This window comes from Mucilaginibacter sp. P2_D11 (assembly GCF_056404435.1).
The window spans coordinates 38,639-59,792 of sequence record NZ_JBFUEA010000021.1 but is presented as its reverse complement, the minus strand read 5'-3'; the positions used below and the strand labels follow the sequence as shown (position 1 = coordinate 59,792).

The following is a 21,154-nucleotide window of genomic DNA, read 5'->3' as shown; positions in this document are numbered from 1 at the left end:
TTTATATGGTTGAAAGAAGCATTAGCGAATGATATTTACCTTGGTAATGATTGTAGTAAAGAATTTTCTTCGGCGGCTTTACAAACTGCTGGTCTTGAAGGAGCACTGGCGGCACCACTTGATTTTTTATAATATTTGAAGCCAGCCATAATGCAAAGGACGATGAGGTGGGGTACTCACCGCACAGGTGTTTATAGTTGGCAATTGTTGCGTTGCTAAATATGTCCGACTCCAATTGCCGGTAAGGTTCATCATTATTAATATCGCCGTTTTTACCGGTTATAACCAATTCAATATCAGTAATGGTCAAGGAATTTGCCTTTAAGAACTCGACTATGCCGCCGGTAAGATCATTTGGTTTATAAAGCGTTTTAACAGCCACCAGTTCGGCTAAGTTATCTGGGGAGGAGTTGGTACTCAATAAACAAAAAGCCGCCCCCTGCCCCCCTATTGTACCCTTAGATGTAGTGGTAAATAATTGAAGATTAGATACGGGGAAACGCCGGTAAAGCCCAAGCCTGGTTAGAACTATAAAACTTGTGTCGACCATTTCTTCCGTGCCACCAACAAGCACATTATTTGCTTCCTCTTCTTTCAACAGCATAACCGCGTCAAACAAAGCGGCTTCAAAAGACATCCCCTTATGTACAAACGTATTGTTATAGTTGTGGCATTTCAGCATCAGGGCGATTTGAGCTGCAACGGTATTGTGCGTTGATTGGATAAACGCTGTTGGCGGCAGCAACTCCTCCTGGTATTCAATTATCCGTGTTAAGAAAGTAATAGTATCTTCCATGCAGCCAAATGCGGTACCGGTTATAATTGCACCCGGCATTTCAACACCCGCTTCTGCAAGGCATTCTTTAGCGGCGGCTACCCCCATTTTTATCACATTGCTCATCCGCCGTATTTGCTTGGGGTCGATGTACCGTTTATAGTCCGGCTCTATAACCGGCAAACGATTGCCGGTATACTCCACAATATCTTCAAGAAAATTTCCGGCTGCCAAAGTATGCTGAGCCGACACACAGGCCGAGGAACGTATGTATATTTTCATCTAAGCCTCCGAAAATATTAAAGATGTACAATTGCCGCCGAAGCCAAATGAGTTAGACATCACATGTTTTACCGGCTGACCAGTTAAATAGCGTGTCTCCGGCTCAAACGGCAGTTCGTTCATACGGGTTTGAAACCGAAGGTTAGGGTAAATTATTTTATGCCTAATCGCCAGTGCCGAAAATACGGCCTCTATGCCTCCGCTCGCACCAAGCGTATGCCCGGTAAATGATTTGGTAGAACTCATAAGCGGATAATCCGAATCAAACACACGTTTTACTGCAGTGCCCTCGGCGCTATCGTTATTGGGTGTTCCGGTGCCGTGTAAATTAATGTAATTGATATCGGATGGTTTCAAACCGCTCATTTTCATAGCACCTTGCATCGCCATATATGAGCCCGTGCCGTCCGGCGATGAGGCCGTTTGATGGAATGCATCGTTGCTGTTATTGTAGCCGCTTAAGGTACAGTACACAGGTTTGCTTAAAGTTTTGGCTACTTTATCAGATACCAGTACAACGTAACCCGCCCCTTCCCCTAAATTCAGTCCTTTACGGTTTTCATCGAAGGGTTTACAAAAATCTTCGTCAAGTATCATTAAGGTATTAAAGCCATTCAAGGTGAATTTTGTAAGCGAATCCGCACCGCCAGCAATAACCACATCAACTACATCATTTTTAATAAGGCGTGCTCCATAAAATATTGCGTTAGCCGATGAGGAACATGCCGTACTTATGGTGGTAACAAAATCAGTAATACCTAATTTATCAGCAACAATTTCGGTAATGCTGCCACATTCGTGGTCGTATACGTTTTTTAATTTCCCTTTAGATTTATCTGCAAGGAACTTAATAAAAAAATCTTCGCTCCGGTCCATACCGCCTACGGTATTAGCGGATACAAGGCCTAATCGTAGTTTATCTAAATTGGGGATAGCAGCATCAGCTATTGCCTCGCCGGCGGCGGCAAGACTTAACAAGGCTGTGCGGCTGTTATGCTCCGTAAGCCCGGTTAGCGATATAAGTTCCTCGTTAGATAATTTCACTTCGGCAACGGGCAGCTTGCCTTTATGAATGGTATCAATAATGGTAATACCTGCCATACCTGCTTTTCTATTCTTAAAAGCATCCAGGTGTTCGGCAACGTTATTACCGATGGCCGAAATTACGCCCAAACCCGCTATGTAAACTGTTGTATGAGTACCCAAGTTTAAAGTGTTAATTTTCCTGATTAAATATTTTCGCCATGTTTTCGGGCGAGAAAACCACTGCATCACAAGCTTGTTTATCTTCTACCAAAAAAAGTACTGCTTTGTAGTTGTCGCCCAATACATCCACCCAACCGCATATACAAGCCGAGGCTAACTGCCGATCGAGTAAGTAATTTACCTGTTTAAAGATAAAATCTTCGTCAAAATTATCCTGTATAAAAAGGGCATGCTCACCTTTAAAATTATTACGAATGCAAATTTCCCCAATTACAATATTAGGCAATGTATACACAAATACTGACGGACTTGCACCTTCGGCAATCGTTTTAACATATTTCAGATCGTTATCAAGACTGGAATTTGCATTAGCCAAAACTACCGCAACCCGCGCCGGATCGTAAACTTCTTTTAAATTGGCATCCTTAAGTAGTATTTCAGAAGCGAGCCAGCCCAGTTTGCTCAAATTATCCATCTTATAAAACTTGGGATAACTGAATTTTAAATACTGATAAACAGACAACAAAAATTCGGGCAGAGCGGTTTGCGGGTTGGCAAACAACCTTTCGGCATTTTTTTGCACAAGCCCACCGACTATTTTACTGCTAACGGTTATATACCTGTTTGTTATCAAAGTTCTATAATAAGCCTGTGTTCCAAAAATAATTATTTACCGAATATGACTGCGCCATTGCAGCCCCCAAAACCCGAAGCTGTTTTTAAAAAAGTTTTAACATCTGTTGCTGACATTTCTGTGCAAACATTTACCGCATTGGTAACACCATTTTCCCGGTACCCGGTGGTTGGTATCAGCAATCCTTGGGTTAAAGATTGCAGCGAGATCACCGTTTCTATAATGCCCGCAGCACCCAGCGTGTGCCCGTAATTTCCTTTAAGGCTATTCAGTGGCACATTTTGTAAACCCGCTAATGTTATCGCCGTTGCCTCCATTTCGTCGTTATACATGGTTGCCGTGCCATGTGCCGAAATAAAATCGATATCATCAACGCCCTTGCCGGCATCTTTTAATGCGTTGTTTATGGCACCAGCCAATTCTTCCCCGGTGCGCGATGGGCCGGAGATATGGTTGGCATCATTGCTTACCGACCCGCCCAAAACTTTAACATGGTTTGCAAATTGTTTGTTTGCTGATAGTACTATAGTGCCCGCCCCTTCGCCAAGGTTTAGGCCGTCGCGTTCATGGTCGAATGGTTTGCAAACCTCGTCGCTCAATGCCTGGAAAGACTGAAAGCCCGAAACCACAAATTTTGATATTACATCTGCCCCGTTTATTACCGCGGTATCAAATTCTCCGGACCGGATGAGCCGCATAGCTGTAATGATGGCCAACACACCCGATATACATGCGTTTGACACCACGACGGGCTTATTTATGAACCCAAAATGGGCTGCAATCAGATTTGCCGAAGTGGTTAATGATACCCTCTGGTTTAGTTGGGCACTGTTTTGCTGCGTTTCTAAAAGGCTGATATTCCCTTTTGTAGAGGAAAGTATAAAAACTGTTTTCCCGTCAGAAGCATTAAGGTTAGTATTGCTCATCGCAGCCGACACAGATGCCATCGCCAAACGCTCAAAACGGGTATAATCCCCGTCAATATTTTTAAAAAATATTTCGCTTTTATCAAACAGGGAGGCAAAAAAAGGTTCTGAGGCAATTTCTTTATCAAACTGTTTTTTTACTGAGGTTTGCCCTGCTTGCAAAGCAGAAAAATTTGCCGCTGTAGTATTACCCAATGGCGACATAATATTATCCGCTACCACGTAAACGTTTCGGTCGTTATTTCCCCCTGCAGTCATCATCTGTTTCAATTATCAGCAAAAACCTTCATTTCGCACCTTGCAATTTCTTCATCGCCAAGCATAATTTTGCCGGTTATTATGGTCACATCAAATATCTGCTCCCCTATGCTTATCTCAGTTATTATCTGTTCATTAACCTTTGGCAGTTTTAATATCTCAAGGTTTTTTACATTGCCAATGTAACCTTTTTTTACAGGTTCGTTAAACTTCGCTGCCGTATAGCCGACTTGCAAAGCAGCGGTTTGGGCTATATTTTCCATCAGCCCAGCTTCCTGGAATTGGCCGCCTTTAACAAACACTGCTCCGTGTTTTATAACAAAACTACTCCTGGTTAAACCATCATCTGCATATAATAGCCTATCAACAAATACAAAAGGATGTTTCTGCGGAATAAGTGCGGTTATATCATCGACAGGCAAATCCATAAGTTATGAATATAAGCCACCGTTAACAGACAGTACCTGCCCGGTTACGTAAGATGCTCCCGCCGATGCCAAAAAAACCGTCACATGTGCAACTTCTTCGGTTGTGCCAAAGCGTTTTGCAGGTATCAATGCTTTTAATTCCTTTTCATCTAACCCCTCGGTCATATCTGTTTTAATAAAACCGGGTGCCACGGCGTTAACGGTGATGCCCTGCCGGGCAATTTCCTGAGCAAGTGCCTTGGTTGCACCTATAACGCCGGCTTTTGCAGCCGAATAATTAGTTTGCCCTGCCAGCCCCTTTAAACCCGATAGCGATACGATATTAACTATCCGGCCATACTTACGCAGCAGCATACCGGTTAAAACCAGGCGGGTTACATAAAAAAAGCTATCCAAATTTGTTTTAAGCACGTTATCCCACTGGCCGGCTTCCATCCAAGCCATCAGGCTATCATCCCTTATTCCGGCGTTGTTTATCAGCACCTCTATATATTTATCGGGATTGTTCCTTATCCAGTCGCCCAGGGTTGTGGTAATGTCGTCTTTGTCTGCAACATCAAATTGCAGCAATTCGCCGTTGCTTCCTGCCTCTTTCACTAATAAAAGGGTCTTTTCTGCCTCAATCGTATTACTTTTAAAATTGATGAGTATAAAATAGCCTTCGGCAGCCAGCTTATTACAAATAGCCCTGCCAATTCCCCGTGATCCACCGGTGATTAGTGCACATTTCATCAGGCAAATGCGTTTATCCGTTCGGTACTTTCTAAAAATTCTCTTATCCTTGCCAGGTCTTTATATTTTGGTTCGTCTTCCACAAACTTCGGGAATATCGCCCTTACTTCGTCGTACAATGACCGCGACACCGCCGACAGTTTATCCTGACAGTCTAAGTAATCTATTGCCTGCAAAATGGTCATTAAATGAATTCCCAATACTTCGAAAGAATTATCAATTACTCTTTTAGTCATTAAGGCCGCATTGCAACCCATGCTTACAATATCCTGGTTATCGTTGTTGTTAGGAATGCTATGCACGTACATAGGGAACGACAGTGTTTGATTTTCGGCCACGGTTGAAGTCGCCGTAAATTGCATGCCCTGCATACCAAAGTTAAAGCCAAGCACCCCTAAATTTACAAATGGCGGCAGCTTTTGGTTAAGCCTGCTGTTAAGCAGGTAGTTCAACTGGCGCTCGGCGAGCATAGATAGCTTGGTGGTAGCAATTTTTAGCTTATCCATTTCAAGCGACACATAATCGCCATGAAAATTACCGCCATGAAAAATATTTTGATTCAAATGATCTATTACCGGGTTATCATTAACCGAGTTGAGCTCATTTACCAGCACATTTTCCGCTTGCTCAATAGTATCATAAATGGGGCCCAATACCTGCGTCACACATCGTAACGAATAATATTCCTGCACTTTATCCTCAAAAACTTCCTGATCAAGGTTATCGGGGTTATAAAGATGCTCAGATCGGTCACGGATCATTTTGCTGTCCTTCAACACATCGCGCATTACGGCCGCAATTTTGTTTTGGCCTTTATGATGTTTTACAATATTTAACTCTTGCGAGTAATGGTCGTCAAAGGCACCAACTACCTCGTTTATCATGGCTGAGAAAAGCAACTGCCAGTTTAATAATTTCCGGGCCTGTATTACATTTATAAGGCCGATACCCGTCATGGCCGATGTACCGTTTATGATGGCAAGCCCTTCGCGGATATGAATGGACAGCGGTTTTATGCCAAACTTGTCGAATATAGTTTTAGTTGAATGAACACTGTCTTCAAAAATAACTTCACCCTCGCCTATTAATACTAAACCTAAATGGGCAAGCTGCACCAGGTCGCCGCTGGCCCCGACGCCGCCATGCTCGTAAATGCAGGGACAAATATTTAGGTTGATAAGTTGCGTTAAAAGATCAACCGCTTCCTGGTGAACGCCCGAATAAGCCTGCATAAAACTGTTTAAACGTGCTATCATTAACGCCTTTGACAGTTGGGCCGGCATTAATTTACCACTGCCCGATGAATGGCTCCGGATAAGATTGTATTGCAACTGCAGAATATTCTCCTGGCTCACTTTGTATTGCGCCATTGGCCCAAAACCGGTGTTGATACCGTAAATAAGTTTGTTAGACGAGAATTGCTTAAGAAAATTAAAACTGTCGTTTACCTTTTTTAAAGCGCCCTGTTCTAAAGCAATTTGCTGATTTTTAAAAATAAGTTCGGAAAAGTCGTTTAAAGAAAGTGTTGTTTGTCCAACAAGTATCATGGGCAAATTATTTGTTCTATCAAAGGTGATTAATAAACAGCTAAAGTATAAAATATATGCATAAAGGACGCACCAAACGCATAATAACGGCTATGCCCTTTTATCAATAAATTTAATTGGCTTGCGGGTGGCTTCGGTAAATTGTATTTTCTGTATCTCTTCTACCGTTACATATTTTATATGTGGGCTTACCCTTAACCTGGCTTGCAAATAGGCTCTTATCCTATGGTCGCATTCCTCACTATCCTCGGCAGGTACAAGGTATAAAGCCACCTGGTCTAACCCTATCTCGTTAGAATACACTTCTATTACAAAATCAAGTATCTCCTCACGTTCGTTAAGCAGATCAAACAAGGCCGGCGGGTAAAGTGTAGTGCCTTTAAATTTAATCATTTGCTTTTTACGCCCAATGATGGATGATAACCTCAGGCTTGTTCGGCCGCAGGCACAGGGTTCATCAAAATACATACATATATCGCCGGTTTTATAGCGCAGTAATGGCATTCCTTCAATACCTAGGGTAGTTATCGTTACTTCGCCCGGCGTATTTGGCGCAACCGGCTGGTTATTTTCGTCCAGTACTTCAACTATCAGCAATTCGGGTTTATAATGCCCTCCTTTTCCTTCGCTGCATTCCGTAAAAGCAGTTTGCATTTCGGTACTGGCGTAGGTAGAGAAAAGCTGTATATCCCAGGCTTCGGTTATCTTTTTGCCTAATATGTTAAAGCTAAAATCAGTGTTACGAATGTTTTCACCAATACAGATCGCCTTTTTTACCGACGTTTGGTTAATATCTATATTGGTATCCTTCGCAAATTGTATCAGCTTTAAAATAAAGGATGGCACGGCCACAATGGTTGTTGGTTTTAACCGCTTTATGGTTTCCCATTGCAGAGCAGGCACACCCGGCCCTAAACGCACCATCCCGGCACCTAATTTACGGATGCCCGAGTAATAAGCTATACCAGCCATAAACTGCCTGTCGAGCGTTAACATCAGCTGGTAAATATCCTGTTTGGTACCACCTGCACATAAAAAGGAATTGTATTCGTTATACGCCAGCCGGTCCAGGTCATTTTCGGTAAGCGCTATGGTTACCGGGCTGCCCAAGGTCCCCGATGTTGACATATACTCAACAACGTGATCTGCCGGCACACATAAAAAATCATCGTTGTGTTTTTGAAGATCGTCTTTTGTAGTGACGGGGATAAGTGGCAGATCGGCAACCGATGTTATAGAGTTGATATCAACCCGGTGTTCTGTAAATAGTCGCTTATAGAAAGGCGAATTTGCTGAAAGATAGGCCAGCAATTCCTTTAATTTAGCCTCCTGTATGGTTGTAGTCTCTTCTGCCCTATCGCTTATCGTATCCATTACTTTTCTATAATTACTACTGCAGATGCCACAGATTTTATATGTGTTAAAGAAAGCGAAATGTTGCCTGTTTGCATAGCGTTAATTGTTATAAGCGTATCGCCATAAAATTTAAATTGCGGTTTGCCTGTTTCGGCATGCACCACTTCTATCTCGCTAAACAAAGTACCTTCTGCCCAACCTGTGCCCATCGCCTTAAAAAATGCTTCTTTGGCTGCAAAACGAGCGGCATAATGTTCAAATTTATACTTTTGGGCTTCACAATAAGTAATTTCATCGGCAGAAAAAACCAACTCCTTGAAACCGTTATTATTGCTTATCCTGCTTTCAATCCGTTCTACTTCAATCATGTCAATTCCAAGCCCTATAACCATATTGCGCGCCTATTGTTTAGCCGATTTCAAATCTAATAAAATCTTTGTTCGTGCCAATGTAATGGGAACCTTTGTTTAACGGTTAAAACATCCATTTGCTTAAGTTGTAACGTATATACTATTATGTTTAAACAACCATTATTATCTGCCCTGCTATTGTTTGCGACATTAACCTTACGGGCGCAAAGCGCATCATCTATAAGATATAAAGATCTTGTTTTCCCAAATGTTATAAAAACTACCAATTTAACATATAGCCCAGGTGATACTAAAAAAGAGAAAAAGGCGCATTTGTTTGACCTTTACCAACCCAGTGGAGATACCGCTACCGCCCGGCCTCTCATCATATGGATGCATGGGGGTGGATTTAAATTTGGTTCGAAAAATGCTGCTGGTGTAGAATTATGGAGCGAAACCTTTGCCAAACGTGGTTATGTTTGCGTGTCTATCAATTACACCTTAAGTAAGCACTACCCCTTTTTGCATTTTGATGAATTGTTAAGAAGCTGTTATTATGCCGTGCAGGACGCACGCAGCGCTGTGGCATTTTTTAAAAAGAATTATAAGGAATACAATATCGACCCGGATAAAATTATCCTGGGAGGCAATTCCGCCGGTGGAATGATAGCCCTGCAAACTGCCTATAGTACAAATGCCCAACTGGCAAAACTTGCAGCCCTGCCCGATAGCGTGGCAAGTTCAACCCAAACCGAACCAACCAAAGTGGCCGGCGTTATCAGCTACTGGGGGGCGATATTCAATTTAAACTGGTTAAAAAATGCCCAAGTGCCTATTGTATGTGTTCATGGCAGTAAAGACGGCCTTGTACCCTTGACCAATAAAGGCACCACATTGTACGGCAGTTTGGATATACACCAAAAAGCGGACACTTTAAAAATACCCAACGGCTTTAAGTTATTTGAAGGTTACTCGCACGAACTGCAAAAAAATTTCAACCCCGTTTTTGGTGCAGGCAAAAAAACAAAAGAACGCTGGCTGGAAGCCGGGCAGTACACTGCCGATTTTTTGTATACCAATATAACTAAGTAAATACTTTATTTTCAGACTAAACATATTGATTGCTTTTGAGTTATAGTTATATTACTTGCCACTAAAAATGAGAAATATGAAAATGATAAGAATTTATATGGCCGCAGCACTATTTATTGCCACCACGCCATTTGCTGAAGCTACGCCGGCATTGCCTGTGGCACCTGCGGAAACCTTCCAGAAGAGACCACCGCCGCCACCAGACCCATTACACCTTTTTAAAAAGCGCCCACACAGGCGGGTTGTAGTACATCAGCCGCCACGGCACCGAAAAATAAAATTGCCGCGTATAAAATTACCGCCGCCCCCACCGCGTCCATAGTTGATAAAGCCCTTCATCAGGAAAGAAAATTATGCGATATTAGTCGGGGAAGCGATAGAGTTAATAGCTTTACAATTTGCTAACTTTTCATAAAATACTAATAATAGGAAATTTATGAAAATATAAAACCAAGGTTCGAGTATTTCAAGCGTTAAATAATCATAACAGAAACGCCTGTAAGTCAATGACTTACAGGCGTTATTTTTTGTCAGCGGTGAGGGAGGGATTCGAACCCTCGGTACAGTTTCCCGTACGTCAGTTTAGCAAACTGATCCTTTCGGCCTCTCAGGCACCTCACCAGTGTTAAAATATGTTCCCTTTTTTCGGGATTGCAAATATAGCAAATCGACCTGCCTGTCAAAAAAAAATTTGACTTATTAGCTATCCACTTGATTATGTGTGGAATTATTTAAGAAATGCATCTGTTATTACATGAAAAACAGCAACAAACCACTCAAAACTCCCTCAAAAAATCACTCAAAACCTGCTAATAGTCTATCCGCACATGATAAATGCTCATCAACATGCGTTTGAAGATGTTTTTTATGGTTTCCAGATCTTTCAGGGTTATGTTGCTGTCGTTTAACTGATTTTGATCCAGTTTGTATTTTACGATGCGATCTACCAGTACGCCGATAGATTCTTCGTCGGGCTCTTTTAACGATCGTGATGCCGCTTCTACCGAGTCGGCAAGCATCAACACGCCTGCCTCTTTGGAGAAAGGTATCGGGCCCGGATACCGGAAGATATTCTCGTTGATGAATTTTTCGGGGAAATTCTTTAAAAACGACTGATAAAAATAATCTACGCGGGTGTTGCCATGATGCGTACGTATAAAATCGATAACAATTTCGGGCAGGTTAGCTTTCCGCGCCATCTCTATCCCCTTGCTCACATGGCGGATGATAATCTGGGCGCTTTCCTCATATGGCAGCTTATCGTGTGGGTTGAAGTGCGAGCTTTGGTTCTCGATAAAAAACAGGGGATTCTGCATCTTGCCGATATCGTGGTACAGGGCCCCTGCCCTAACCAGTAAAGCATTGCCGCCGATGGCGTAGATAGCGTTCTCGGCCAGGTTGGCTACTTGTAGCGAATGCTGGAAAGTGCCTGGTGCGCTAAAAGCCATCTCTCTCAACAATGGCGCATTGGTATTGGTGAGTTCGATAAGGGTGATATCTGATGTGATGGCAAATACCTTCTCGAAAGCATAAATAAGCGGATAGGCTAGCAGGGTGAGCATTACGCTGCCTGCAAAAGGGAGGAAGTCCATCCAGTCGATACTTGCGAACGAGCCCTCGCGAACCAGAGATATGCCCATGAACGAAACAAAATAGGCAAAGGTGATGATGAGCGCAGAGATTAGGAATTGTTCGCGGCGTAATAAATTTTTGATGCTGTAGATCGATACCATACCCGCCGTTATCTCAAAAAACGCAAACTCGAAGCTGTTCGGCACAAAAAAACCTGCTACCAGCACCACCAGCAAGTGGATGTTGAGCGCAAGGCGCGTATCGAACAATATACGGATGATGATAGGTACAATACAATAAGGTATATAATACAAATTGCCCGGCCACTGTAACTTAATAGCCAGCGATAAGGTGGCCAGCATTGCAGTAACTACCAGCAATATCAGGCTCACCAGGCGGTTGTCGTTATAAATATCCCTTCGGAAGAGGTAAAGGAAAATCATCAGCAGCGAAATCACCAAACCAACCAGCAAAAACTGACCAAGCAACACCAGCTTATAGTTGCCATTGATACGCGCATTATCCTCGAACGCTTTTTTGTAGGAGTTCAGTTTTTGGAAAGCCTCGTTATTGATAACCGAGCCTTTGCTGATAATGGTTTCGCCCTTTTGCACCATGCCACGGGTGATCGAAAGGTTCTCAACAACCTCCTGCTCCAGCCTGGTGGTTAGTTTAAGGTCATAAGCAAGGTTAGTCTGTAGCCTGTCTTGCAGCAGGTTCAGCATAAATGCCCGGTCTACATAGGGCACCTTGCCTATCGCATTATCGCAGTAGGTAATGGCTGTTTCGCGGGTGAAGAGGTCGGCTGTGTTGCGCTCAGTTGCTATGTTATTGCTTAGTATGGTTATTTTGTAATTGGGGCCGCCCTGCTGATATTTGGTATTAGGTTTAAATATGCCGCGGTTGTAGACTTCGGTAAGCAGGTTTACGCCCGTCTCAAGATATTTGGATTTAAACTTGTCGTTTATGCCGGCGCCATGCCATTTTATCTCCAGATCGGTTTTAAAACCGTCTATCAGTTGCTTGCCCACATCAGTATTTAGCTGGTAAATAGGTGTTACCGTAGCCAGGGCGGCTTTTTGGTCGGCTTCTATTTCCTGGTTGGTTTTCAGTATAGCGAAGTTGTAGGGCGATATGAGGTCTTTTTGGTTCCAAATCCTCCCCTTTTCGTATTCGTAGCCGAATTTTGCCTGCTTGGGCAGCGCGAAAACGATAACGCTTACGCTCACTATCATCATAAAAAACTTAACATTAAGGGCGTATTTGCGCAATAATGCCTTCTGCCGTGCCGATGATAGTTTTGCCATTGGAGTGTTTAACCTATCAAAAATAATATAAGTTTCGGTTAAATGTGTTTTTTCTTGCTTTTATCAAATCAAAGTTGATATCTTTATGATATCATTTTAAATCACAACAACCATGAACTCTGAAAAAGTTATCACAGCACCATCGGGCTATTTAGGCCTGTTGTTATTCTTCATTTTGGGCGGGGCAGCAGCATATTTTTTTGTGGAGCGACACCCCTTTATCGGTGGCAGTATCTGCTTGTTCGACCTAATCATCGTACTTTCGGGCCTCATTATCGTAAACCCTAACGAATCGCGCGTGCTTATCCTTTTCGGCAATTACCTGGGAACCGTAAAATCGGGCGGTTTCTTTTGGGTGAACCCATTTACGGTAAAAAAGAAAGTTTCGCTACGCGCCTTCAATCTTAACGGGCAGCAGCTTAAGGTAAACGACAGCGTAGGTAACCCCATAGAGATAGCGGCTGTAATAGTATGGCAGGTAAAGGAAACCGCCAAAGCCGTTTTCGCGGTAGAAAACTACCTGCAATATGTAAACATACAAAGCGAAGCTGCGGTGCGCCATCTGGCAAACTCCTACCCCTACGACCATATCGAAGACGAAACCGCCAGCATCACCCTACGTGGCGGTGCCGAAGAAGTAAGCCATATGTTAGAGAAAGAACTGAACGAACGCCTGGACCGTGCCGGCATAGAAGTGGTGGAGGCGCGCATATCGCACCTGGCCTACGCGCCCGAGATTGCGCAGGCGATGCTACAGCGCCAGCAGGCATCGGCTATTATTGCTGCGCGCAGGCTCATTGTAGAGGGCGCCGTAGGCATGGTAGAGATGGCTTTGAATAAAATGGCCGAAAAGAACATCGTAGAGCTGGACGAAGAACGCAAAGCAGCCATGGTGAGCAACTTGCTGGTTGTGCTCTGCGGCGAACGCGCCGTATCACCGGTAGTAAACACAGGCACGTTATATCATTAAGATGAACGATTTCAGGAATTTCAATCAGATAAAAACAAACGAATTGTTTGTAACCCGCCATAAATGGTTTTGCCCATATTACGAACTGACCGACGGGCAGTTCATATATGGCAAGCTGAGCTACAAAGGCATATGGAAGCGGCACGCCATTATAGAAACTGCGGATGGGCTATGGACACTGAAAATAAAAGGCTGGTTCAACAACACCATGTTGCTGAACGAGGGCGAGGACAAAACCATCGGCAGCGTAAAGCCATCGCATTGGAAACGGGATTCCAGCCTAAAACTGGACAATGGCTTTGAAGCTACTTATATTTACAAGAAGCTTTTTTCCAAATCGCTGACGTTAACAAGCAGCACTGAAGGCGATATATTAGATATGAAACAGAAGCCCTTCAGCATGAAGAAGCCTTTTGAGGTTACCATAAGCCCGCAAAAACAAAAAAGCAAGCTTAACCTGCCGCTGTTTGCTTTAATTGGAGTTAGCACAATTTTATTACGGCAGGCCCAAGCCTCCGCTGCTGCGGGAGCGGGCGCGTAAATATCAAAGCATGGCAGAAAAAAAGGCATTTGTGTTGAGAGTAAATCCCGAGGTGCTGAAGGAGTTGGAAGCCTGGGGCGCCGATGAATTCCGTAGTACCAACGGGCAGATAGAGTATTTGCTGCAACAGGCACTTAACGACAGGAAGAAAGCCGCAAGGAAGAAAAAGGAATGATTGTTTGCGCTCATCTTTCAAAGAAAGCCGGCCATAGCGAACCAATCCAAATCACCCCTCCGCGGTAGATTCACGACCTGCGGAAATTTACTCCGTTTTGTAACTTCTTGTTAAAAAAAGGTGCACTTTTATCAATTAAAGGCTTTTTAATTACACAAAGATATTTCGGTCCTAATGTCCCTCTATAATAGCTTATCCAATTTAAAAGGCAATAATCTTTGGCTGGAAGCTAATGGTTGGGTTAGGCCGGATTTCAGGCTTACCGATGGCCAAAACCTGTACGGCAGGATATATCACAAAGGATTATTTTCTTCGGCAACTATTTTCGAAACCGACGGCAATTCCATAGTAGCTTTACGCACGGGTATTGGCGATATCACGCTAAACACTCCCAACGGCCAAATAATAGGTTACGCCGAGACAAAATTCTTCAGAAATACCCTGCACCTCAAATTAAACAACGGCTTTGAAGCAAGTTTGAGCCAGCCAAACATTTGGCGGATGATCTACATATGGACTGATGTGAATGGTAAAAAACTAATGGAGATAGAAGGCAATGTTCATTCTTCTCTTTGCATAAGCGTTGATATCCCCGCTGTAGAAATACCAAATTTCCTCCCCGTATTATTTGCAGGCTTAAAGTATCTCATCGATTTCAGCATAAACGCAAGCTAATACTATGCATGCATAATAAATTATCCACACCGCGTTATTCTTAAAGCAAAAAATATAAATTTGCCCACCATTATAATTCGTCTCGAATCATGAAAGAAGTATATATCGTTTCGGCCACACGTACCCCTATTGGCAGTTTTGGCGGCGCCCTTGCCGGTTTATCAGCTACACAATTGGGTGCTCTCGTCATAAAATCCGCTGTTGAAAATGCCGGCTTACAGCCTGCTGATATACAGGAAGTGTACATGGGTAACGTATTATCGGCCAATTTGGGCCAGGCACCCGCTACGCAGGCGGCCATATTCGCTGGCCTGCCCTATTTGCCCGCTACTACGGTAAACAAGGTGTGCGCATCGGGCATGAAAGCTATTACGCTGGCCGCCCAAAGCATCGCCAACGGCGATAACGAAATCGTACTTGCAGGCGGCATGGAGAGCATGAGCAATGTACCTTATTACCTGGATAAGGCCCGCAATGGCTACCGCCTGGGCAACGGACAAATTACCGACGGATTGGTGAAAGATGGCCTTTGGGATGTGTATAACGACTACCACATGGGTTCGGCTGCCGAACTTTGCGCGGTAGATTGCAACGTTACCCGCGAAGAGCAGGATGCGTTCGCTATAGAATCATACAAACGTGCGCAGGCGGCCCAGGCGGCTGGCAAGTTCACCGATGAGATAACGCCGGTTGAATTAAAAGATAAAAAAGGTGATATAACCTTATTCAGTAACGATGAAGAACCCGCTGCAGTAAAATTCGAGAAGATACCCTCGCTTAAACCTGTTTTCAAGAAAGATGGAACGGTTACAGCGGCAAATGCATCAACCTTAAACGATGGCGCTGCAGCCCTGGTGCTGATGAGCAGGGAAAAGGCAGAAACAATGGGCATAAAGCCGCTTGCCAGGATAGTTTCTTATGCCGATGCACAGCAGGCCCCGGAATATTTCACTACTGCGCCTTCTAAAGCCATCCCCCTGGCCTTGCACAAAGCAGGTTTATCTACTGAACAGATTGATTTCTTCGAGATAAACGAAGCTTTTTCGGTGGTTTCCGTAGCCAACAATAAACTGCTGGATTTAAATCCGGATAAAGTGAACGTAAACGGCGGCGCGGTAGCCATTGGCCATCCGCTGGGCGCATCGGGCGCGCGTATTATCGTCACCCTCATAAACGTTTTAAAGCAGAATAAAGGTAAGTTTGGCGCAGCCGGCATATGTAACGGCGGCGGCGGCGCAACTGCCATGGTAATAGAGAATATGGCGTAAAAACAGTAATTTTATACTCTAAAGGCCGTATAAGGCATCGAGTCTTTGCGCCTTTGCGAAAAAATTACAGAACAGGATGCCATTAAGGAACTTGAAAAGCCCGATGCGTGGACGTCAAAAAAACATCCTTCAAAATAAATTCCGCTATTTTAAGTTATACCCTATATCCTCAACACAGCAAAAGTGATCAAACGTTTACACATAATCATTTTCCTTTTACTTTCTGCCACAGGTTCTTTCGCCCAGCATTCAGATAATAGCGCCAACCGCAAATTGTTGCGCATGTACGAAGATAGCCTGGCAATCCTCGGCAAACGGTTCATCAACGATACCGACGATCTTACCCGCAAGGCCGCCAATTATAAATTTATCCCCACGCTGGTTTCGGCCTTGAAAATAAGCAACTCCTTTAACTACGGGTTCGATTCGCTTAAAAGCGTCAGTATAATCAATGCGCCGGATAACCGGTTCCGCATCATCAGCTGGCATATCATGAACCAGGATGGGAGCTATCGTTTCTATGGCACCATACAAATGAATGCCGATAAATTGGTGATGTACCCGTTGGAAGATTACTCCCCCTTACTAAAAAACCCCGAAGACAGCGTTACCGATAATCACAAATGGTTTGGCGCACAGTATTATAAGATAGTACGCGTAAATGCGGCCACCCCATACTACGTAATGTTGGGCTGGAAGGGCAACACCGTACGCTCCAATAAAAAGGTAATAGATATACTATCTTTCAACCGCGAAGACAAGCCGGTACTGGGCATGGGCGTTTTTGCCGGCAACGGCAAAGCCCGCAAGCGCGTTGTATTTGAGTACACCCGGCAGGCATCCATGCTATTACGTTACGTGCCCGAGCAGCACCTTATTGTTTTCGACCACCTCTCGCCACCCGACCCAAAGATGAAAGACCGGCCCGATTCTTTCGGCCCCGACCTTACCTATGATGGCTACCAACTGAAAGACGGCATCTGGCATTACGTAGATAACCTGGATATGCGCAACATACCCCAACCCGAAGACAATACATTTGTAGACCCCAAGGCGCAGGCCTTAAAAGACAGGGAACAAGTGCCCTTAAGAAAACATTAAGGCAGTAGATAAACCCGTAAACCAATATAGCTATACCAATTTGTAATAATTTCGGTATAAAATTTTGGTTTAGTATAATTATAGTATTTTAGGCAAATATTTATCCCCAAACAACTAATGCAAGAGAGCATCGCAGAAGTCCCTGTTAAAAAGTCGAGATTCCCTAAAGCCGTGCCGTTTATCATAGGCAACGAAGCAGCAGAACGCTTCAGTTTTTACGGTATGCGTTCTATCCTTACCCTCTTTTTGGTAAAACAGTTCTTTAACCCAACAGGTGATCCTGCTTTATCGCAACAAGCCGATGCGCACGCCAATAAGCTGAACCACTTATTTGTGATGGTGGCCTATGCCTTACCATTTGTAGGCGGTATGGTGGCCGACTGGTTTACGGGCAAGTATAAGCTCATCCTGTATATATCCGTAGTTTATTGCCTGGGGCATCTTTTGCTTTCTATGTTCGATACCAGCCTGGGCGGTTTCGAAATAGGTATGCTGGTCGTAGCAATCGGTGCGGGCGGCATCAAATCCTGTGTTTCGGCCAACGTAGGCGATCAGTTCGATGCCAGCAACCAGGATCTGCTTTCTAAAGTTTACGGCTGGTTCTATTTCAGCATCAACGCTGGTTCCATGTTGTCAACAATAGCTATCCCTACCATTTACAAATACTATGGCGCTAAATGGGCTTTCGGTGTCCCCGGTATATTAATGGCCCTGGCAACCGTGATATTTTTTATGGGCCGCAAAAAGTACGTAAAAGTGCCTCCGCAAGGTGTAAACCGCAACAACCTGGTGTTTATTACCTGGTATGCGTTAACTAACCTAAGCAAGCGGAAACCAGGCCAATCGTTGCTTGATATTGCCAAGGGTAAATACGACCCCGAACGTGTTGAGGGCGTTAAGGCGGTGTACCGTGTAATTTCGGTTTTCTTTTTTGCACTGGCGTTTTGGGCTGTTTGGGATCAATGCCTTTCAGAATGGACGCTTTATGCCGAAAAAATGGACCGGAACATCAACCTCGGTTTCACATCGTTTATTGTAGAGCCGGGGTCTATGTCTACATTTAATACTATTTTCCTGTTGTTATTTATACCGCTTTTCAACTATGTAGTTTACCCCTGGTTTGACAAAATAGGATTAAAGACAACACCATTGCGCAGGTTGGGTACCGGTTTAGTTTTAACGGCCCTATCGTTTGTGGTGATAGGGTTTACGCATGTAAGCATCGATAACGGAGGCCACCCATCAATGTGGTGGCAAGTATTGGCGTTTTTAATATTATCGGCGGCAGAAGTGCTGGTATCTATTACCGGTTTAGAGTATGCTTACACCCATTCACCAAAATCGATGAAGAGTACCATGTCGGGTATTTGGTTCCTGGTTGTTTCTTTCGGCAACCTGATTACTGCAGTTGTCAATGGCCTCATCGAAGATGGCGGCTGGTGGGCGAAAAACCTTAAGGGAGCCAATTACGAATGGTTTTTCGTGGCTTTCATCACGGTGTTTATCATCGCATTCCTTATCGTTTCGTCGCGCCTTAAAGAAAGGAATTACATTACCGACCCATATATTGCTAACGAGGTTATTGCTGATACAAATAATCTATAAAAAAATATTACCTTACAATTACAGGATTGCGATAGCTTTCCTGTTTTTTTGTTTTGTTGCAAATTAAAATGGGCTATTTTAGCCCCGACATTTACCTCCATTCCAAAAAAACGATAAGTGCCTGATAGTATAGTAATTATACCAACTTATAACGAAAAGGAAAACATCGAGCGGATGATCCACAAGGTGTTTTCGTTGGTGCACGATTTCCACCTGCTTATTATCGACGACGGTTCGCCTGATGGTACGGCTAAAATCGTGAAGTCGTTGCAGCGCGATTATGGCGAAAAACTCTTCCTGATAGAACGAGCGGGCAAGCTGGGCCTGGGTACGGCATACATCCGGGGTTTTAAGTGGGCCATCGAAAATCATTACGACTATATTTTTGAGATGGATGCCGATTTTTCGCACAACCCCGACGATTTGCTGAGGTTGCGCCAGGCTTGCATAGATGATAACGATGCCGTTATCGGTTCGCGCTATATTAAAGGCGTAAACGTAGTAAACTGGCCAATGAGCCGCGTACTGATGAGCTACTTCGCTTCGGTGTATGTGCGTTTTATCACCGGCATCGATATCCAGGATTCCACAGCAGGCTTTATGTGTTACAGGCGTAAGGTACTGGAAACCATAGCGCTCGATAAAGTGAAATTCGTAGGCTACGCTTTCCAGATAGAGATGAAATTCACTACCATAAAGCATGGTTTCCGCATAAAAGAGATACCTATCATCTTTACCGACCGAACCGCCGGCACCTCCAAAATGTCGAAAGGGATATTCAAGGAAGCAGTATTCGGCGTGCTGCAAATGAAAATCAATAGTATTTTCAGGAAGTACCCGGAGGGATAGATTTGAGATATGAGATTTTAGATGTGAGATAGAAGAGGGTTCCTGATATTCTTGTCTCAAATCTCACATCTAAAATCTCATATCTTCCAAAAAAATACTAATTTCGTTGGCAATGAACGAAAATCTCGACCCCGACCGTGAGCGCCTCTCCCCTGCCGAACGCGATATAGAAAAAGTATTGCGCCCACAGGCTTTCGAGGATTTTACCGGACAACATAAGATATTAGCCAACTTAAAAATATTTGTGCAGGCAGCACGCCAACGTGGCGAGGCGCTTGACCATGTGTTGCTGCATGGCCCGCCGGGTTTAGGCAAAACCACCTTATCGCACATCGTAGCCAATGAAATGGGCGTAGGCATCAAAATAACATCAGGCCCCGTGCTGGATAAGCCGGGCGACCTTGCAGGCTTGCTCACCAACCTCGAAACCGGCGACATCCTTTTCATCGACGAGATACACCGTTTAAGCCCGCTGGTAGAAGAATACCTCTACTCGGCCATGGAGGATTTCAAGATAGATATTATGCTGGAGAGCGGGCCCAACGCACGCTCGGTGCAGATTTCCTTAAACCCGTTCACACTGGTTGGCGCAACAACCCGTTCAGGCTTGCTTACGGCCCCGCTACGCGCACGTTTCGGCATCAACGCCCGGCTGGAGTATTATGACGCAAAACTGCTTACCACCATCGTGCTTCGTTCCTCATCCATCTTAAAAACGCCTATCAGCGATGAGGGTGCTTATGAAATTGCCCGTCGTAGTCGCGGTACGCCGCGAATAGCCAATGCCCTGCTGCGCCGAACGCGTGATTTTGCGCAAATAAAAGGCGATGGGAACATAGATACCGCTATTGCCAAGTATGCCCTGAATGCACTGAATGTGGATGAGCACGGATTGGACGAGATGGATAACAGGATACTGACAACTATTATAGATAAGTTCAAAGGTGGCCCTGTGGGCCTTAAAACCATTGCTACAGCCGTTGGCGAAGAAGAAGGCACGATAGAAGAAGTTTACGAACCTTTTTTGATACAGGAAGGCTTTTTGATGCGCACCGCCCGTGGCCGCGAAGCAACCGATGCCGCCTACAAGCATTTGGGCCGGATAAAGCTGGGCGGCAACCCATCGCTGTTTTAAATACAGCAGCCTCCTTAAATTATCTGTAAACAGGCGGATTTGGAATACACAATGAAAGAGGATACACAACCAAAATTAGAGTACACCAACCATGGACCTTGCGGCTATGTTGTTTATAAATACGGCGAATATGAGTTGAGGTTTTTTTTCGAGTTTGGTGGTAGCGACTGTGTTGCCATAATCCATGTGCCACTAATTGAAGCATGGACCGAAAAAACAAAATTAAACGTAGCAGAACGCGAAGAAATCCTGGGATTTGTTGCGCGACAAACCATAAAAGACCAAGCACCGAATTCCCGATACGAACTACAGCAAGATTGCATCCTGCTTCTTAGCTTATAATTATCCTGCCGCATCTGGGAAAAACGTG

General features: G+C 44.2%; 21 protein-coding genes and 1 tRNA gene. 11 read left to right on the top strand and 11 right to left on the bottom strand.

What is annotated here, in order from left to right:
• Window position 1: 1 nt before the first annotated feature.
• The 9 genes from AC1DXC_RS24545 to acpS form a co-directional block, all read right to left on the bottom strand.
• Entirely contained in the window at window positions 2-1,057 is a 1,056-nt protein-coding gene (locus AC1DXC_RS24545; RefSeq protein WP_477461818.1) for a beta-ketoacyl synthase chain length factor, read from the bottom strand.
• Complete coding sequence (locus AC1DXC_RS24540; RefSeq protein WP_477461817.1) at window positions 1,058-2,263, bottom strand: beta-ketoacyl-[acyl-carrier-protein] synthase family protein; 1,206 nt, start codon at window positions 2,261-2,263, stop codon at window positions 1,058-1,060.
• Window positions 2,264-2,273: 10 nt separating this feature from the next.
• Entirely contained in the window at window positions 2,274-2,738 is a 465-nt protein-coding gene (locus AC1DXC_RS24535) for a hypothetical protein (RefSeq protein ID WP_477461816.1), read from the bottom strand.
• A gap of 191 nt (window positions 2,739-2,929) precedes the next feature.
• On the bottom strand, window positions 2,930-4,084 hold the full coding sequence (locus AC1DXC_RS24530; RefSeq protein ID WP_477461815.1) for a beta-ketoacyl-[acyl-carrier-protein] synthase family protein: 1,155 nt from the start codon (window positions 4,082-4,084) through the stop codon (window positions 2,930-2,932).
• A gap of 5 nt (window positions 4,085-4,089) precedes the next feature.
• Complete coding sequence (locus AC1DXC_RS24525; protein WP_477461814.1) at window positions 4,090-4,509, bottom strand: hotdog family protein; 420 nt, start codon at window positions 4,507-4,509, stop codon at window positions 4,090-4,092.
• Window positions 4,510-4,512: 3 nt separating this feature from the next.
• The gene (gene flxB, locus AC1DXC_RS24520; RefSeq protein ID WP_477461813.1) at window positions 4,513-5,241 is read right to left on the bottom strand and encodes a flexirubin biosynthesis SDR family reductase FlxB; all 729 of its coding nucleotides are present in this window, start codon (window positions 5,239-5,241) and stop codon (window positions 4,513-4,515) included.
• The gene (gene flxA, locus AC1DXC_RS24515) at window positions 5,241-6,788 is read right to left on the bottom strand and encodes a flexirubin biosynthesis tyrosine ammonia-lyase FlxA (RefSeq protein WP_477461812.1); all 1,548 of its coding nucleotides are present in this window, start codon (window positions 6,786-6,788) and stop codon (window positions 5,241-5,243) included. The genes flxB and flxA overlap by 1 nt, the downstream gene beginning before the upstream one ends.
• Before the next feature lie 90 nt (window positions 6,789-6,878).
• Window positions 6,879-8,162 carry a flexirubin biosynthesis putative acyl-CoA ligase FlxY gene (gene flxY / locus AC1DXC_RS24510; protein ID WP_477461811.1) on the bottom strand — a complete coding sequence of 428 codons (1,284 nt, stop codon included), beginning with the start codon at window positions 8,160-8,162 and terminating at the stop codon, window positions 6,879-6,881.
• A complete protein-coding gene (gene acpS, locus AC1DXC_RS24505; RefSeq protein WP_477461810.1) occupies window positions 8,162-8,536 on the bottom strand; it encodes a holo-ACP synthase in 375 nt (124 codons plus the stop codon). Before acpS ends, flxY begins: the two co-directional genes overlap by 1 nt.
• Window positions 8,537-8,659: 123 nt before the next feature.
• Between acpS and AC1DXC_RS24500 the strand changes: the two genes are divergently transcribed.
• The gene (locus AC1DXC_RS24500) at window positions 8,660-9,586 is read left to right on the top strand and encodes an alpha/beta hydrolase (RefSeq protein ID WP_477461809.1); all 927 of its coding nucleotides are present in this window, start codon (window positions 8,660-8,662) and stop codon (window positions 9,584-9,586) included.
• Between the two features lie 534 nt (window positions 9,587-10,120).
• Here AC1DXC_RS24500 and AC1DXC_RS24495 read toward each other — a convergent pair.
• Together AC1DXC_RS24495 and AC1DXC_RS24490 are read right to left on the bottom strand one after the other, a co-directional pair.
• A tRNA-Ser gene (locus AC1DXC_RS24495) sits at window positions 10,121-10,207 on the bottom strand.
• 188 nt (window positions 10,208-10,395) lie between these two features.
• Window positions 10,396-12,465 (bottom strand): HD family phosphohydrolase, encoded by a 2,070-nt coding sequence (locus AC1DXC_RS24490; RefSeq protein WP_477461808.1) that lies wholly within the window; start codon window positions 12,463-12,465, stop codon window positions 10,396-10,398.
• 112 nt (window positions 12,466-12,577) lie between these two features.
• On the opposite strand from AC1DXC_RS24490, the gene AC1DXC_RS24485 reads away from it, so the two are divergent.
• The 10 genes from AC1DXC_RS24485 to AC1DXC_RS24440 all read left to right on the top strand — a co-directional run bounded on the left by AC1DXC_RS24485 (window position 12,578) and on the right by AC1DXC_RS24440 (window position 21,126).
• Window positions 12,578-13,435 (top strand): SPFH domain-containing protein, encoded by an 858-nt coding sequence (locus tag AC1DXC_RS24485; protein WP_477461807.1) that lies wholly within the window; start codon window positions 12,578-12,580, stop codon window positions 13,433-13,435.
• 1 nt (window position 13,436) lies between these two features.
• The gene (locus AC1DXC_RS24480) at window positions 13,437-13,976 is read left to right on the top strand and encodes a hypothetical protein (RefSeq protein ID WP_477461806.1); all 540 of its coding nucleotides are present in this window, start codon (window positions 13,437-13,439) and stop codon (window positions 13,974-13,976) included.
• A 10-nt stretch (window positions 13,977-13,986) separates the two neighbouring features.
• The gene (locus tag AC1DXC_RS24475) at window positions 13,987-14,151 is read left to right on the top strand and encodes a type II toxin-antitoxin system antitoxin (RefSeq protein ID WP_477461805.1); all 165 of its coding nucleotides are present in this window, start codon (window positions 13,987-13,989) and stop codon (window positions 14,149-14,151) included.
• A 174-nt stretch (window positions 14,152-14,325) separates the two neighbouring features.
• Complete coding sequence (locus AC1DXC_RS24470; protein WP_477461804.1) at window positions 14,326-14,826, top strand: hypothetical protein; 501 nt, start codon at window positions 14,326-14,328, stop codon at window positions 14,824-14,826.
• A gap of 89 nt (window positions 14,827-14,915) precedes the next feature.
• Complete coding sequence (locus AC1DXC_RS24465; RefSeq protein WP_477461803.1) at window positions 14,916-16,094, top strand: acetyl-CoA C-acyltransferase; 1,179 nt, start codon at window positions 14,916-14,918, stop codon at window positions 16,092-16,094.
• A 183-nt stretch (window positions 16,095-16,277) separates the two neighbouring features.
• Window positions 16,278-17,195, top strand: a complete 918-nt coding sequence (locus AC1DXC_RS24460) for a hypothetical protein (protein WP_477461802.1) — start codon at window positions 16,278-16,280, stop codon at window positions 17,193-17,195.
• Between the two features lie 117 nt (window positions 17,196-17,312).
• Complete coding sequence (locus tag AC1DXC_RS24455) at window positions 17,313-18,800, top strand: POT-type proton-dependent oligopeptide transporter (RefSeq protein WP_477461801.1); 1,488 nt, start codon at window positions 17,313-17,315, stop codon at window positions 18,798-18,800.
• A 117-nt stretch (window positions 18,801-18,917) separates the two neighbouring features.
• Window positions 18,918-19,649 carry a polyprenol monophosphomannose synthase gene (locus tag AC1DXC_RS24450; RefSeq protein ID WP_477461800.1) on the top strand — a complete coding sequence of 244 codons (732 nt, stop codon included), beginning with the start codon at window positions 18,918-18,920 and terminating at the stop codon, window positions 19,647-19,649.
• 112 nt (window positions 19,650-19,761) lie between these two features.
• Window positions 19,762-20,784: a Holliday junction branch migration DNA helicase RuvB gene (ruvB, locus tag AC1DXC_RS24445; protein ID WP_477461799.1), complete on the top strand. Its 1,023-nt coding sequence runs from the start codon at window positions 19,762-19,764 to the stop codon at window positions 20,782-20,784.
• Between the two features lie 51 nt (window positions 20,785-20,835).
• Window positions 20,836-21,126, top strand: a complete 291-nt coding sequence (locus AC1DXC_RS24440; protein WP_477461798.1) for a hypothetical protein — start codon at window positions 20,836-20,838, stop codon at window positions 21,124-21,126.
• Window positions 21,127-21,154 lie beyond the last annotated feature (28 nt).

Excerpts from the sequence above, each read along its gene's own strand:
- AC1DXC_RS24480 (WP_477461806.1), top strand. The coding sequence starts at position 13,437 with ATGAACGATTTCAGGAATTTCAATCAGATAAAAACAAACGAATTGTTT.
- AC1DXC_RS24545 (WP_477461818.1), bottom strand. The coding sequence starts at position 1,057 with ATGAAAATATACATACGTTCCTCGGCCTGTGTGTCGGCTCAGCATACT.
- flxA (WP_477461812.1), bottom strand. The coding sequence starts at position 6,788 with ATGATACTTGTTGGACAAACAACACTTTCTTTAAACGACTTTTCCGAA.
- flxY (WP_477461811.1), bottom strand. The coding sequence starts at position 8,162 with ATGGATACGATAAGCGATAGGGCAGAAGAGACTACAACCATACAGGAG.
- AC1DXC_RS24440 (WP_477461798.1), top strand. The coding sequence starts at position 20,836 with ATGAAAGAGGATACACAACCAAAATTAGAGTACACCAACCATGGACCT.
- AC1DXC_RS24455 (WP_477461801.1), top strand. The coding sequence starts at position 17,313 with ATGCAAGAGAGCATCGCAGAAGTCCCTGTTAAAAAGTCGAGATTCCCT.
- AC1DXC_RS24465 (WP_477461803.1), top strand. The coding sequence starts at position 14,916 with ATGAAAGAAGTATATATCGTTTCGGCCACACGTACCCCTATTGGCAGT.
- AC1DXC_RS24530 (WP_477461815.1), bottom strand. The coding sequence starts at position 4,084 with ATGATGACTGCAGGGGGAAATAACGACCGAAACGTTTACGTGGTAGCG.
- AC1DXC_RS24490 (WP_477461808.1), bottom strand. The coding sequence starts at position 12,465 with ATGGCAAAACTATCATCGGCACGGCAGAAGGCATTATTGCGCAAATAC.
- AC1DXC_RS24485 (WP_477461807.1), top strand. The coding sequence starts at position 12,578 with ATGAACTCTGAAAAAGTTATCACAGCACCATCGGGCTATTTAGGCCTG.
- AC1DXC_RS24470 (WP_477461804.1), top strand. The coding sequence starts at position 14,326 with ATGTCCCTCTATAATAGCTTATCCAATTTAAAAGGCAATAATCTTTGG.
- AC1DXC_RS24475 (WP_477461805.1), top strand. The coding sequence starts at position 13,987 with ATGGCAGAAAAAAAGGCATTTGTGTTGAGAGTAAATCCCGAGGTGCTG.
- AC1DXC_RS24535 (WP_477461816.1), bottom strand. The coding sequence starts at position 2,738 with ATGGATAATTTGAGCAAACTGGGCTGGCTCGCTTCTGAAATACTACTT.
- flxB (WP_477461813.1), bottom strand. The coding sequence starts at position 5,241 with ATGAAATGTGCACTAATCACCGGTGGATCACGGGGAATTGGCAGGGCT.
- AC1DXC_RS24500 (WP_477461809.1), top strand. The coding sequence starts at position 8,660 with ATGTTTAAACAACCATTATTATCTGCCCTGCTATTGTTTGCGACATTA.
- ruvB (WP_477461799.1), top strand. The coding sequence starts at position 19,762 with ATGAACGAAAATCTCGACCCCGACCGTGAGCGCCTCTCCCCTGCCGAA.
- acpS (WP_477461810.1), bottom strand. The coding sequence starts at position 8,536 with ATGGTTATAGGGCTTGGAATTGACATGATTGAAGTAGAACGGATTGAA.
- AC1DXC_RS24525 (WP_477461814.1), bottom strand. The coding sequence starts at position 4,509 with ATGGATTTGCCTGTCGATGATATAACCGCACTTATTCCGCAGAAACAT.